16 protein-coding genes are annotated in these 14,066 nt (G+C 34.4%); 2 read left to right on the top strand and 14 right to left on the bottom strand.

Annotation, left to right across the window (positions count from 1 at the left end):
- Positions 1 to 29: 29 nt before the first annotated feature.
- From ACFQ0I_RS02025 to ACFQ0I_RS01980, 10 genes are all read right to left on the bottom strand, one after another.
- Positions 30 to 452 (bottom strand): SufE family protein, encoded by a 423-nt coding sequence (locus tag ACFQ0I_RS02025; RefSeq protein ID WP_379938888.1) that lies wholly within the window; start codon positions 450 to 452, stop codon positions 30 to 32.
- Between the two features lie 130 nt (positions 453 to 582).
- Positions 583 to 1,356 carry an META domain-containing protein gene (locus tag ACFQ0I_RS02020; RefSeq protein ID WP_379938886.1) on the bottom strand — a complete coding sequence of 258 codons (774 nt, stop codon included), beginning with the start codon at positions 1,354 to 1,356 and terminating at the stop codon, positions 583 to 585.
- Between the two features lie 94 nt (positions 1,357 to 1,450).
- Positions 1,451 to 2,527 carry a M43 family zinc metalloprotease gene (locus ACFQ0I_RS02015; RefSeq protein WP_379938885.1) on the bottom strand — a complete coding sequence of 359 codons (1,077 nt, stop codon included), beginning with the start codon at positions 2,525 to 2,527 and terminating at the stop codon, positions 1,451 to 1,453.
- A 166-nt stretch (positions 2,528 to 2,693) separates the two neighbouring features.
- A complete protein-coding gene (locus tag ACFQ0I_RS02010; protein WP_379938884.1) occupies positions 2,694 to 3,908 on the bottom strand; it encodes an aminotransferase class V-fold PLP-dependent enzyme in 1,215 nt (404 codons plus the stop codon).
- A 1-nt stretch (position 3,909) separates the two neighbouring features.
- Positions 3,910 to 4,203 carry a type II toxin-antitoxin system RelE/ParE family toxin gene (locus tag ACFQ0I_RS02005; protein ID WP_379938882.1) on the bottom strand — a complete coding sequence of 98 codons (294 nt, stop codon included), beginning with the start codon at positions 4,201 to 4,203 and terminating at the stop codon, positions 3,910 to 3,912.
- Entirely contained in the window at positions 4,188 to 4,427 is a 240-nt protein-coding gene (locus tag ACFQ0I_RS02000) for a hypothetical protein (RefSeq protein WP_379938880.1), read from the bottom strand. The genes ACFQ0I_RS02005 and ACFQ0I_RS02000 overlap by 16 nt, the downstream gene beginning before the upstream one ends.
- A gap of 151 nt (positions 4,428 to 4,578) precedes the next feature.
- Complete coding sequence (gene sufD, locus ACFQ0I_RS01995) at positions 4,579 to 5,892, bottom strand: Fe-S cluster assembly protein SufD (protein ID WP_379938879.1); 1,314 nt, start codon at positions 5,890 to 5,892, stop codon at positions 4,579 to 4,581.
- A gap of 77 nt (positions 5,893 to 5,969) precedes the next feature.
- Positions 5,970 to 6,722: a Fe-S cluster assembly ATPase SufC gene (sufC, locus tag ACFQ0I_RS01990; protein WP_379938877.1), complete on the bottom strand. Its 753-nt coding sequence runs from the start codon at positions 6,720 to 6,722 to the stop codon at positions 5,970 to 5,972.
- 31 nt (positions 6,723 to 6,753) lie between these two features.
- A complete protein-coding gene (gene sufB / locus ACFQ0I_RS01985; protein ID WP_379938876.1) occupies positions 6,754 to 8,202 on the bottom strand; it encodes a Fe-S cluster assembly protein SufB in 1,449 nt (482 codons plus the stop codon).
- A gap of 49 nt (positions 8,203 to 8,251) precedes the next feature.
- The gene (locus ACFQ0I_RS01980) at positions 8,252 to 8,581 is read right to left on the bottom strand and encodes a HesB/IscA family protein (protein WP_379938874.1); all 330 of its coding nucleotides are present in this window, start codon (positions 8,579 to 8,581) and stop codon (positions 8,252 to 8,254) included.
- A 255-nt stretch (positions 8,582 to 8,836) separates the two neighbouring features.
- Between ACFQ0I_RS01980 and thiL the strand changes: the two genes are divergently transcribed.
- Positions 8,837 to 9,877 (top strand): thiamine-phosphate kinase, encoded by a 1,041-nt coding sequence (thiL, locus tag ACFQ0I_RS01975; protein ID WP_379938872.1) that lies wholly within the window; start codon positions 8,837 to 8,839, stop codon positions 9,875 to 9,877.
- Here the strand turns inward: thiL and ACFQ0I_RS01970 are convergent.
- The 3 genes from ACFQ0I_RS01970 to ACFQ0I_RS01960 form a co-directional block, all read right to left on the bottom strand.
- Positions 9,867 to 10,115, bottom strand: coding sequence for a hypothetical protein (locus ACFQ0I_RS01970; RefSeq protein ID WP_379938871.1), 249 nt, complete (start codon positions 10,113 to 10,115; stop codon positions 9,867 to 9,869). The two genes, thiL and ACFQ0I_RS01970, sit on opposite strands and share 11 nt — an antisense overlap.
- Positions 10,116 to 10,183: 68 nt before the next feature.
- Positions 10,184 to 10,441: a hypothetical protein gene (locus ACFQ0I_RS01965; RefSeq protein ID WP_379938869.1), complete on the bottom strand. Its 258-nt coding sequence runs from the start codon at positions 10,439 to 10,441 to the stop codon at positions 10,184 to 10,186.
- A gap of 68 nt (positions 10,442 to 10,509) precedes the next feature.
- Positions 10,510 to 11,289, bottom strand: coding sequence for an alpha/beta fold hydrolase (locus ACFQ0I_RS01960; protein ID WP_379938867.1), 780 nt, complete (start codon positions 11,287 to 11,289; stop codon positions 10,510 to 10,512).
- A gap of 172 nt (positions 11,290 to 11,461) precedes the next feature.
- On the opposite strand from ACFQ0I_RS01960, the gene ACFQ0I_RS01955 reads away from it, so the two are divergent.
- On the top strand, positions 11,462 to 13,150 hold the full coding sequence (locus tag ACFQ0I_RS01955; protein WP_379938865.1) for an FAD-dependent oxidoreductase: 1,689 nt from the start codon (positions 11,462 to 11,464) through the stop codon (positions 13,148 to 13,150).
- Positions 13,151 to 13,177: 27 nt separating this feature from the next.
- On the opposite strand, the gene ACFQ0I_RS01950 is transcribed toward ACFQ0I_RS01955, so the two are convergent.
- The gene (locus tag ACFQ0I_RS01950) at positions 13,178 to 13,834 is read right to left on the bottom strand and encodes a hypothetical protein (RefSeq protein ID WP_379938863.1); all 657 of its coding nucleotides are present in this window, start codon (positions 13,832 to 13,834) and stop codon (positions 13,178 to 13,180) included.
- Positions 13,835 to 14,066: the final 232 nt, after the last annotated feature.

Genomic DNA, 14,066 nt, shown 5'->3' with positions numbered 1-14,066 from the left:
TTTTGTTTAGATTCCTGTTTTTACAGGAATTATTTTAATTGTGTTTGATATGCGATAGCATACATTTTTAGTTGTTTTATCATACTAACTAAACCATTCGCTCTAGTTGGCGATAAATGTTCTTTTAATCCAATTTTATCAATAAAGCTCATATCGGCGTCAATGATGTCTTTGGGATGCTGGTTTGAAAATACCCGAATTAAAATAGCAATGATGCCTTTGGTAATAATCGCATCGCTATCGGCGGTAAACTCTATTTTATCGTCTTTCATTTCGGCATGTACCCAAACTTTACTTTGGCAACCTTTAATAATATTGCTATCGGTTTTGTATTGGTCGTCAATTAAGGGTAAATCTTTCCCTAAATCAATCATATATTGGTAACGTTCCTCCCAATCTTCAAACATTGAGAATTCGTCTATTATTTCGTTTTGTATGTCTTCAATAGTCACGGTTATAAATTTAATGTTTGTCACCTCGAGCGCAGGGGAGAGGTTTTTATAAATAGAACTTAATTTTGAGGTCTCGATTGCGCTCGACCTGACTGTTTAATTTCAAACAAAAATACAACAAGAAATGTTGCTATTCAATGTTTTCTGAAATAGATAAGATTTCTTTAACAAGTTCGGCGATTTCTTTTGGAGGATTTCCGTGGTCGAAGCTAGGTGTTTCGAAGGTTTTTCCTTTGTAAATAATTTTTAGGTTTGCAATGGCGGCACCATCATAAAATCGTTTTTCTGAAGGCGCTTTTAAATTTGGAATAGCTTCTATATCGATTGGTTTTGACGCTTTTAAAAGTGTATTCCAATGGGCTTGATTGCTTTTTTTAACAAGAGGTACATCACCTCTATTATTTTGAATGGAAAATTGTTTTTTGCTGATAATAATATGCTTGAATGTTCCCCTTGAATGCGCCGAATATTCAAAGCTAATTGACTCTTCTTCTTTTTCTGTTTTATTGGCTTTAATCAGGATGTTTTTATTAGAAGCTAAAATTAAAGTATCACCGTTAGTTTTAAAAGTATCTACTTTTGATAGTAGCTCCAATAGCTTGGTTTCTATGTTGTTTTTAGAGTGGTCGCAAAACATTTTTGTAGAGGCTAATGGCCCCATTTTTAAGGTGTTTTTCTTTACAGTATAGGTTCCAGAAAATCTATTACAGCCTGAAAACCCTGAAACTTGCTTCGTTTCGGCATCAAATGCAATGGTAAGATTATGGTCGTTTAAGTTTAAATCTGCAATGTAATTAATCTGATAATCGCCACTAAGCGTTGTATTTTGCGCATCCATATATTTTTGAGTGTTATCGCAGGTTTTTAGAGCAAAAAGGCTTAAAAAAATAAGTATTAATTTCATGTGTTTAGAGTCATTGTTTTTGATGAATGCTTTTAAACTTACAAAAAAGACGCCAAAGTTGGCGTCTTTTTATATTTTAATAAAATAATGGGTTTTAATTTCCTGCCATGGATGCTCGTGCACCACCGGAAGTGAAAATAGCACGCATTCTATTGCGTTGTCCATCTGTAAACATGTACATGCAACTATCATTGGTGTAATCCATATAATTCATGGTCATATCTGTTGATTTACAATTAATGGTTGGATAAGAAGGGCATCCGTAATTCGCACCATCAGAGGATGGGGTATCTAAAACGAAATCATCTTGATTGCATCTTCCATCACCCCAGATATGGCGTAAGTTTAAATAATGCCCAACTTCATGAGTTGCTGTTCTACCTAAATTGTAAGGCGCTGCAGAGCCACCTGGCAAACTAGAATGTAATAAAACAACGCCATCTGTATTTGAATTACCTCCCGGGAATTGTGCATATCCTAAAATACCACCACCAATATTACACACCCAAATATTTAAATGAGTTTCTGGCGTAATAGGCGGGTAGGCTGCTTTTACCGCATTGTTGGTACCCCATGAAGCCGTGCTATTGTTATATCTGTAAGTACCAGCTAAAGTAAAGTTAATATTAGTAGTGGTGGCGTCGTTAACAAAATTGGTAGCGCCTGAAGGTAATTGGTTTGTGTTTGAACTATTAAAATCGCTGTTTAATACATTCATTTGAGATTGTAATTGCGAATTCGTTACGTCGTTCGCATTTGGTAATACAATATGAAAATACACAGGAATAGTAATGGTTCCTAAACCATCATCAATTGGAAGTACATCAATATCTTCTTCTGTATCAGAGCCACCGGTATTGCCACCACCAGGATTTGTTGGTTTGCCTTTGGCGTTGATAAATTTTCTTGTATGAAATTCTACATCATACATTTTTTTTTCTAGCCCTGGATTTTCACTAAGTTGTTTGTTCAATACTTCCATGGTATAACACGAAGTATAATTTTTATTAGAGTTAGCAGATTTAGAACTTAAATTTTCACTGCTTTCTGTGTAAACATAAAAGTCGCTCATATCAATTTGTTGTTCTTGCAGAGGGGCTTCTTTTGAATCGTCACTACATGCTGTAAATAACAAGGCTACAGTGGCCATACTTAAAAGTAATTTTTTCATATTTTAAATATATTTGAATTAGTCGAGCTGAATATAAAAAAAATTTGAAAAAATATTAAAGTTTTGGCAATTAAATTGTTAATTATTCTACAAAACAAGCGATTTTGTTATATTAATAACAAATCTAATTTTGAAAAATGTCCGAGAAAAAAAGGGGAGATATTGTTTAAGAAAGCATCATTTTTGCTTTTTTAACACCAGTTACCAAACTGTCAATTTCGGCTTTCGTGTTATAAAATGCGAATGAAGCGCGTACGGTTCCCGGAATATTAAAATAATCCATTATTGGTTGTGCACAGTGGTGACCGGTGCGAACGGCAATTCCTAATTTATCTAAAATAGTGCCCGCATCGTACGGGTGAATACCTTCTAGATTGAATGAGATTACCGATGTTTTATGTTTTGAAGTACCGTATATTTTTAAACCATCAATCTGCGATAATTGGTTGGTTGCGTATTCTAAAAGTTCGTGTTCGTAATTGGCAATAGCATCAAATCCTATGGCATTCATATAATCGATGGCGGCGCCAAAAGCAATACCACCACAAATGTTTGGCGTTCCCGCTTCGAATTTATGAGGTAATTCGGCATAGGTAGTTTTTTCGAAAGTAACTTCAGCAATCATTTCGCCACCACCTTGATAAGGCGGTAATTTTTTTAGCCAGCTTTCTTTTCCGTATAGCATACCTTCGCCTGTTGGTCCGCACATTTTGTGAGCCGACGTCACATAAAAATCGACATCTAAAGCCTGTACATCGGGTTTGATATGCGGGCAAGATTGCGCTCCATCTATTAAAACGGCAGCACCAACCTGATGTGCTTTTTCAATAATATACTCTATTGGATTGATGGTTCCTAAAGCGTTTGAGATATGGTTTACAAAAACAAGTTTTGTTTTATTTGATAGAAGTGTATCAAATTCTTCCATTACCAATTCGCCTTCTTGGTTCATTGGGATGACTTTTAAAGTAGCACCAGTGCGCTCACAAAGCATTTGCCATGGCACGATGTTACTGTGATGCTCTAATGCCGAAACTATTATTTCGTCTCCTTTTTTTAATAGGGATGCAAAACCGTTAGCCACTAAGTTAATACCATGGGTGGTACCCGAAGTGAATATAATTTCGTGTGCATGTTTTGCGTTGAAATGTTTTTGAATTTTTTGTCGCGCTTGTTCGTATTTATCTGTAGCCTCCTGACTTAAGGTATGTACACCACGATGAATATTGGCGTTGTAATTTGAGTAATAATCTACAATAACATCGATAACCTGTTGTGGCGTTTGTGAGGTGGCAGCATTATCAAAATACACCAAAGGTTTACCGTTTACTTTGCGAGAAAGAATGGGGAAGTCTTTTCGAATGGTTTCTACGTTGAACATATTATAATTTTAGATTTTTGGGATTCTGTCTACTGTCCCAAATGGTGAGAATAAATAGTTTTTCCATTGATATTTCATAAAAAATAAAATAATCTTTAACTATTTTTAATCTAATTTTTTTATTTGAAGTTAATCTTCCTATTTCTGGGTATTTTGAAATAATTTTAATAGTCGCCTCAAAAAGAATGTTGAGTTTAATACTATATGATTTTGATTTATTTCTGTGGTTCCAATAGTCAAAAATATCTTTTCTGTCTTGTTGTGCTTTAGCAGACCAAATTATTTCTTTAACCATTGTTGAATGTCTTCGCTAGCTTCTTTACTTGTTAAAAACCTTCCTTTTTGAATATCTTCCCTTCCTTCAGCGATAGCATTTTGCTGTTCTTCATTAAGGTGATACACTTCATTTTCAGAGTCTTCGCTTAAGCTTAAGAGTAGATTAATTTCTTCCAACAACGCATTGCTTTTGGTTGATTGAATTTTATCTATCAATTTCTTTTTTAATATTGCAATATCCATTTCGCCCAATTTTAACACTAAGATAATCTTTTTTGTTGAATGCTTTACATTCTAATATGTCCTAGCCCCGATAGTAGCGGCATCCTTTTTTGCTTTTTCCAAAGCAAAAAAGATATAGCGGATAGCGGGAAATAGCTTCAAAAAAATTTTTTTATAGGTCGAACCCAAGATTAACACCTAATTTGTTCGCGATAATTTTAGTTATGCGTTGTTTAATTTCTGGAATTTTAACCGAACTTAACACGTTATTACTAAAGGCGAACATTAAAAGTGCTTTGGCTTCTTTTTCTGGAATACCACGCGAACGCATGTAAAACATGGCGCTTTCGTCTAGTTGCCCGATGGTACAGCCGTGAGAACACTTTACATCATCAGCAAAAATTTCGAGTTGAGGTTTGGTGTTTATGGTGGCCTTATCGCTAATTAAAATATTATTATTAGCTTGAAATGCATTGGTTTTTTGCGCTAATTTTTCAACGATGATTTTACCGTTAAAAACCCCAGTGGAATTTTCGCCAAAAATGCCTTTGTAATCTTGATGACTCTCGCAATTTGGCTCGATATGATGCACCAATGTGTTATGATCTACGTGCTGTTTATCGCCAATAATGGTGATGCCTTTTAAGGTAGATTCGATACGTTCGCCAGTTTGGTAAAAATTTAAATTGTTGCGTACCAATTTGCCGCCAAACGCAAATGTGTGTACCGATGCCACACTTTCTTGTTTTTGTTTAATAAACGTATTATCTATAAGTGTTGCGTTTAAAGTATCGTTTTGAATCTTATAATAATCTACAATGGCGCGTTTATTGGTAAAGACTTCTGTAACACTATTTGTTAAAACCGTGTTTTCTGTTAAGCTTTGGTGACGCTCTATGATTTGGACATGCGAATTCTCGTCTACCACAATTAAATTACGTGGTTGCAACATGGTAGCCGACTCGTTACCTGTTGAAAAATACAAGATTTGAATGGGCTTTTGTACTAATTTGTTTTTTGGGATATGAATGTATACACCCTCGCTTGAAAATGCCGTATTTAACGACGGCAAGCTATCTTTTGTAGCTGCTTTGTTAAAGTAATTTTCTACAATGATGCGGTATTTTGGTTTTGTTAAGGCCGAAGACATTAAGCATACATCAAACCCGTCGTGCGTTGTTTGCGATAAATGCGAGGAATATTTACCATCTATAAACACTACTTTAAAGGTGTCGATATCGTGAATAAAATATTTTTTAACGTCGTTGTATTCTACGGTGTTTTCCTGATTTGGGAAAACGCTATAATCTTCTTTTAAAATACTGTTTAAAGAGGTGTATTTCCAGGCTTCTTCTTTTTTGGTAGGGAAGCCTTTTTCTTCGAATATTTTGATAGCCTCATTTCGAACATTATGAATGTGCGTGTCTGTATCGACGCCGTTTTCGAATGCTAAAAAGGATGATATTAATTTTTCTTTTAAATCCATTGTTTCTAGTTGTTAGTCGTTAGTTGTTAGTCGTTAGTAAGTTGCTGTATACTGAGACTGCTAACTGAAAACTAATTTTAAGCGTTCACTTCTTCTTTAATCCAGTCGTATCCTTTTTCTTCAAGCTCGTGCGCTAATTCTTTGCCACCCGATTTTACGATGCGTCCGTTATACAACACATGTACAAAATCTGGTACGATATAATCTAATAAACGTTGGTAATGTGTAATTACAATTACCGCATTGTCTTTGCTTTTTAGTTTGTTAACACCATTGGCAACAATTCTTAAAGCATCGATATCTAAACCAGAATCGGTTTCATCAAGAATAGCTAATTTAGGTTCTAACATAGCCATTTGAAAAATCTCGTTACGCTTCTTTTCACCACCAGAAAACCCTTCGTTTAGCGAACGTGATAAAAACTTTCTGTCGATTTCTAATAACTCTGATTTTTCACGGATTAACTTCAACATATCTTTAGCAGGCATATCTTCTAAACCTTTAGCTTTACGCGTTTCGTTAATCGCAGTTTTCATGAAGTTGGTAACAGAAACTCCAGGAATTTCAACAGGATACTGAAATGATAAAAATATACCTTTGTGTGCACGTTCTTCGGCTGCTAATTCGTCGATGTCTTCACCATTAAGGGCGATGTTTCCTTCGGTTACTTCGTATTCCTCTTTTCCTGCAATCACTGAAGCTAAAGTACTTTTTCCAGAACCGTTTGGTCCCATAATAGCATGTACTTCACCAGCTTTTACTTCTAAATTGATGCCTCTTAAGATGACTTTGTCCTCGACACTTGCGTGTAAGTTATTTATTTTTAACATGTTGCTAATTTGATTCTTGTTTTATAATATTTTATCCAACTGAGCCTTCTAAACTTATTTCTAATAGTTTTTGAGCCTCTACCGCAAACTCCATGGGTAGTTTGTTTAACACTTCTTTACTAAAACCGTTTACAATTAAAGCAATCGCTTTTTCGGTATCGATACCACGTTGGTTACAATAGAAAATTTGGTCTTCGCCAATTTTACTAGTGGTTGCTTCGTGTTCTATTTTGGCCGATTTGTTTTTAGCTTCGATATATGGAAAGGTGTGTGCGCCACATTCGTTACCCATTAGTAAACTATCGCATTGCGAGAAGTTGCGAGCATTATCGGCATTCGGACTAATTTTTACCAATCCGCGGTAGCTATTTTGAGATTTTCCTGCTGAGATACCTTTAGAAATAATGGTTGATTTGGTGTTTTTGCCCAAATGAATCATTTTTGTTCCGGTATCGGCTTGTTGGTAATTGTTTGTAACTGCAATGGAGTAAAATTCTCCAACCGAATTATCACCTTTTAATACGCATGATGGGTATTTCCAAGTTACAGCACTTCCAGTTTCTACCTGTGTCCATGAGATTTTAGCGTTCTTTTCGCAAATACCACGTTTGGTTACAAAGTTAAAAACGCCTCCTTTTCCTTCTGCATTTCCAGGATACCAGTTTTGTACAGTAGAATATTTTATTTCAGCATTGTCTAAAGCAATTAATTCTACAACGGCTGCGTGTAATTGATTTTCATCGCGACTTGGTGCTGTACAACCTTCAAGGTAACTTACATAACTGCCTTCATCGGCAATAACTAAGGTTCTTTCAAATTGCCCAGTACCAGCTTGGTTAATTCTAAAATAAGTAGATAATTCCATAGGGCATTTTACACCTTTTGGAATGTAACAGAAACTTCCATCGCTAAAAACGGCAGAGTTTAAAGCGGCATAGAAATTATCTTTTTGCGGCACTACGGTACCAATATATTTTTTTACTAAATCGGGGTGTTCGCGCAAAGCTTCAGAAATGGAGCAGAAAATAATGCCTTTTTCGCCAAGTGTTTTCTTAAATGTAGTAGCTACCGAAACAGAATCGACTACCACGTCCATAGCAACTCCAGAAAGTTTTTTTTGTTCATCTAAAGAAATCCCAAGTTTTGCAAATGTTGCTAATAATTCTGGGTCTACTTCATCTAAACTATTGTATTTAGGTTTGCTGTTTGGTGCAGAGTAATATGAAATAGCCTGAAAATCTGGTTTTTCATATTTCACATTAGGCCATTCAGGTTCAATCATTTCTTTCCATGCACGAAACGCTTCTAAACGCCATTCGGTCATCCATTCGGGTTCTTCTTTTTTAAGAGAAATAGCACGAACAATATCTTCATTTAAACCAATAGGAAACGTGTCAGATTCTATGTCGGTATAAAATCCGTATTCGTATTCTTTAGTTTTAAGTTCTTCCCGTAAATCGTCTTCGGTATATTTATTCATAATTTTTAGTCAAATTTAACTCCTTCCGTTTGGGAAGGTTGGGATGGGATTAAAGTGAAAAACTTTCGCCACAACCACAAGTGCGATTAGCATTTGGGTTATTAAAAACAAATCCGGTTCCATTTAAACCTCCAGAATATTCTAGAGTTGTTCCAATCAAGTAAAGGAAACTTTTTTTGTCTACCACGATTTTAACATCATTGTCTTCAAATACTTTATCGCCTTCTTGATTTTCTTTATCAAACTTTAAATCATAAGATAATCCAGAACAACCGCCACTTTTAACACCTACTCGCACGTAATCCGTAGTAGGGTTAAAGCCATCTTCTTTCATAAGTTCGATAACTTTTTTCTTAGCTGTTTCAGAAACTTTTATCATAGTTTTTTTATTTAATTTAGGCTCTTCTTAACATGAATTTTATTAAGACAGTTTCTAAATAGGATACAAATATACAATATAAGTCACGTATTACCATATTACCTTACATTATATTAGCATATAGTTTGATAGGTTTTTTTTATACGTAATATAATGTCAATTTTGTTGCGTAATTACATGTTTAAGTAGCATAAATTATATTTTTAATAGTGAAAGCGTATTTAGATATCTAAATAAGCTTCTTATTTTTGCAGCATGATAGAAGACAAAAATCAACAACGGACTAAATTAAGTGATTTAGGCGAATTTGGACTTATAGACCATTTAACGAAGAATTTTAAGCTGAATCAACCATCCACATTAAAGGGAATTGGTGATGATGCGGCTGTATTAAAATTTGACAATAAAAAAATTGTTGTTAGTACAGATTTGTTAGTTGAAGGCGTGCATTTCGATTTAAGTTATATGCCATTAAAGCATTTAGGCTATAAGTCGGTTATGGTAAATTTATCGGATGTGTATGCTATGAATGCGGTGCCAACACAAATTACAGTGTCCATAGCAGTATCAAATAGGTTTCCTTTAGAAGCACTGGAAGATTTATATGCGGGTATCGAAACGGCGGCGGCATTATACAATGTTGATGTTGTTGGTGGTGATACCACATCTTCGAATAAAGGACTTTTAATTTCTGTTACCGCCATTGGTGAAGTTGAACATGAAGTATATCGATCTGGGGCCAAGGTAAATGATTTGTTGGTGGTTTCAGGCGATTTAGGTGGCGCATTTATGGGCTTGCAAGTCTTAGAACGAGAAAAGGAAGTGTATAAAGTTAACCCTAACAATCAGCCAGATTTAGAACCTTACACCTATATAATAGAGCGTCAATTAAAACCTGAAGCTCGTAAAGATGTTATTCAACTTTTAAAAGATTTAGATGTTAAACCAACTTCTATGATTGATATAAGTGATGGCTTGTCGTCTGAAATAATTCACTTATGCAAACAAAGTAATGTTGGTTGCGATTTATACGAAGATAAAATACCACTCGATCCTCAAGTAATTTCTACTTGTGAAGAATTTAATATTGATAGTACAACGATTGCTTTAAATGGCGGTGAAGATTACGAATTATTATTTACGATTTCGCAAGAAGACTTTCCAAAAATAAAGGCGAATCCAAGTTTAAGTGTCATTGGATTTATGAAAGATGCGAGCGCAGGCATGCATTTAGTAACGCGAGGCGATGCTAGAATTCCGATAAAAGCACAGGGTTGGAAAAATTTTAATGACTAAAAACTAATAAGTCACAATTAAATTTTTGACGATTGGTTTTTGAAATGCGTTTCTGATGAATGCGTTCTAAAACATCGTTAATTTCTTTATATTTTGGTGTTAATTCAACGAGTTTACCATTCCCGTTGGTGGTAAGTTGTTTTTGGCAGTTTATACACGAATATTCCTTTACATGGTAGGTAACATTACGTGTTACTTCGTAGTCATGCCCAAACACAAGGCACTGAATGTTTTTCATTTAAATACTAATTAATACGTTAGGGTCTATTAAGGTATGAAAATGAAATATAAGTTATTAACAACCTGTTAATAAATCGACGAAAGGACTGTTTTTTCCTTTGAACGTTCAGTTTTAGCGTTGTGAATACGTTCTAAAATTGCATTGATTTCTTTAAACTTTGGAGTTAATTCAATTAAGCTGCCATTGCTGTTTGTTGTTAACTGTTTTTTGCAATGTGTACAAGTGTACTCTTTTACATAATAGGTAACATTTTTAGTTACTTCAAAATCATGTCCGAATATATTGCAGTACATTTTTGGGATAAAAGTAGGTTTGTTATTCATAATTTTCATGTTTTGAGCGCATTAAGAATATAAATGTAATAAAAATATTTAAATAATGCGACAAAACGTTAAATAAAATCGATGAAATGCACAATGTGTGAGTTAAATTCGTCTTGATTTTCAATATGACTCATATGTCCGTCTGGAAATTCCACTATATAAATGTCTCTGTTTTTAGTTTGAGTTATTAACGAATCATAATCTAAAGCTGGGTCTCTTTTACTTATAATCATCATTTTTTTAAAGTCCGTCGATTCTAAAACATGTTCTCTATTAATTCTGATTTTCATTCCTTCAAGCGCAGCTATAATCCCCTGAATTGGAGTTTGTAAAGCATTGTTAATAACTAATTCTATTTTTTCTTTAAATAATATACGGTTCTTTGGTCTGAATAGATTTTTTATTGCAATTCTAATAAAAGTTTTGTGGTTTTGTTTCACGGCATTAATAGCTCGATCTCTGTTGAGTTGTTTTTCGGTGGTATCTGCCAGTGCGGTAGAATTCATTAAACATAAACCCAGTACATTTTTCGGATTTTTGTCAGCAAAGGCCAGTGCGACGTAACCGCCCATAGAATGTCCAAATAAAACAGATTGTTTTATTTCCAAATGTTTAAGGATAGCTTCAACAGCTTCTGCCATCAATTCCATGGAATGGATGTAACCTAAACATGCCGTATTACCATGTCCTAATAAATCGATGCAAATTACGCGGTGTTTTTTAGATAATTCTGGCGTAAGGTCTTGCCACATGCTAAGGTTTTCTAAAAAGCCGTGCAGTAGAATTACCGGAGTACCTGTGCCTTCGTCGGTATAAAATAAGTCGATGCCTTTAAATTTTAATATCATAACGCGTGTATCTTATGCAAAGATATAATTGCCTAATTAATAAAACAGTTAAAACAGGCAAAGTATAATGTGTTGAATATCGAATTTTTAATAGTATCGCAATCGTTATAGTGATAACTGTTACAATTCATTTGAAAGTTTTGAGTCAAATTTGCGTAGAAATTTAAAGTAAATGAAAAAAATCATAGTTATAGGAGGGTTGTCTGCAGGTCCGTCTGCCGCAGCTAAAGCACGAAGAGAAAACGAGCACGCTCAAATTCTTTTGTTTGAAAAAGGTAGTCATATTAGTTACGCAACCTGTGGAATGCCTTATGCATTTTCTGGAGTTATAGAAAGCAGAGAGCAATTAATGGTTGTAAAGCCTGAATTACTTAAAAACAGATTTAATATTGATGTGCATTTAAATGAAGAAATCGTCAAAATTGATACTTTAAATAAAATAGTTTATTCAAACATTAAAGGATATGAATACGACAAATTAATTTTTGCGACTGGAGCAAGTTCAATCGTTCCGCCAATAGAAAATATAAAATTTGCTACCAATTGGTCGACTTGTAGATCTATGCATGATTTTGATAAAATTACTAAAGAAGGACTCACAAACCAATCGAAACATATTACTGTAATTGGAGCGGGATTAATAGGGGTGGAAGTTGCTGAAAATTTAAAAGAAGCTGGCAACGAAGTTACTTTAATAGAAGGCTCGTCGCATGTTTTAAATTTGTGGCAAGAAAAATTCGGAAATTTTGCGGGCAATGTTTTAAAAGCAGAAGGCATTGAAGTATTAACAGAAACTTTAGTATCTAAATTCGATATTGATGCTGATGGCACGATATACGCTGTTGTTACCAAAGATGGAAGAAAAATTGAAACAGATTTTGTGATATTAAGCGTTGGGATTACCCCAAATACAGGGTTGTTGTTGGAAGAAGGTGCAGAAGCAATAGCTAATGGCGCATTAAAAGTAAATGAGTTCATGGAAACATCTATTAAGGATGTTTATGCAGCCGGAGATAATGTATCCATTAAAAATTTGCAAACTAATGAATACGATTATTTTCCTTTAGGAACACACTCCAACAAAGCTGGTCGTGCTGCAGGAGCTAATGCTACAGGAAGAATTATCGAATTTAAAGGGGCTTACAAAACGGCCATTGTTAAAGTGTTCAATTATACATTAGCCAGAACAGGCATGAATGCTACGGTATTGACACAAAAAGGGATTCCTTTTAAAACGGTCTTGACAGTAGCAGGTTCAACACCGGGATATTACCCTGGGCAAAAGGACTTAATCACAGAAATTTACTATAATCCAGAAAGTGAAGAAATTTTAGGAGCTGAACTTTTTGGTGAAGTTGGAGTCGATAAACGTGTAGATGTGCTCAGTACGGCTATCTATGCGAAATTAAAAATTACAGATTTAGCACAGTTGGATTTAGCTTATGCGCCACCATTTTCGCCTGCAAAGGATCCGGTAATTGTTACAAGTTATGCTACGGAGAATATTTTAAATGAAAGAAGTGAACAAATAACGGTTGAAGAATTAGAAGCATTCATCAACAATAACTCTGAAGAAGAATATTTATTGATAGATTCAAGAACCGTTCAAGAATATGAAAAGGGAACCATTCCGGGAGCTATCAATTATCCGCTAGACGACTTAAGAAAAAACCTGAATGGCATTTCATTTGAAAACAAAAAGGTAATTATCTTTTGTCAAAAAGGATTGAGAGGCTATTTGGCGGAATTAATTTTAAGAAACAATGGTATAACCAATGTTTGTAACGTTGCCGGTGGTTTTAAAATTTGGCAAATGTATCGCCAACATATTCAAATACCACAACCAATTGTTGCTTGCTAAAATTTACTGCATAATTAGTTAAAAGGGTTATGCTTTAACCTTTTTAATAGCGGTAAAGGCTTTGTCTACAAACTCGTCTTCCACTAAAATGGTAAATTCGTTGGTGGTAGAAATAACCTCGTAAAGTACGATACCTTCCCAGGCTAATCGCTTAAAAAACTGGTAATATAATCCGGCGATTTTTGAGTTGTCCTGCGGAAGGTTGACACTAATGGCAGACAAGCCATCTTGAACCGCAATAAAACTTTCGTTTTTTAAATTCTCTTTTATAAAATCGTCTAAACTGCTCGAAATAATAATATTGCTTTCATGAATTCCGCGCGTAAATGTGTAAAACAATTTAGATTCCTGATTGATGCGCTCTAATATTTTTGCGTGATTATCAATGATGGTTTCAGAATTTTTAATGGTAAAATCCGTTAAATTGGAGCGCACCGTTATGTCACCTAAGTTCTGCATAAACTTTTTCATCTTTACAGAATTAGATAAGGCAGGTGGTGGATTGTATCTTCTTAAGGCCATCATGATAGCACCCGGTTTTACTTCTTTTTTAAGCATTTTACTTATCGGCTCCGTAAGTTCAATAGCAAGCGCACTAAAATTTATAATATTTCTAGAAAGCGCTTCTTCTAAATAGGGTTGTGTAATTAAAATGTCTTCTACACAGTTCGATACGGTTTTCATAGCTTTAATATTAAAGTTTAACGGGTTCTGGCAGTGAATCATTATATTGAATCATTGCCGCATCATGTTAATTATTTAACAATATGTGCAAAAATAAACATATTTTTTAATAAATATCTTTTTTAGGCTAAGGAGTTATAGTTTAGCGCCTTAAATTATAAAGCAGTACTCAGAATTTATGATTTCTCGTTGTAGAATATGATTCTGAATTAAAATAAGACATTAAGAAAAG

Origin of the sequence: Mariniflexile aquimaris (assembly GCF_042676825.1) — a bacterium.
GTDB classification, from domain to species: Bacteria; Bacteroidota; Bacteroidia; order Flavobacteriales; family Flavobacteriaceae; genus Mariniflexile; species Mariniflexile aquimaris.
Note: the sequence above shows the minus strand (reverse complement) of the source record. Positions and strands in the feature narration are given on the sequence as shown.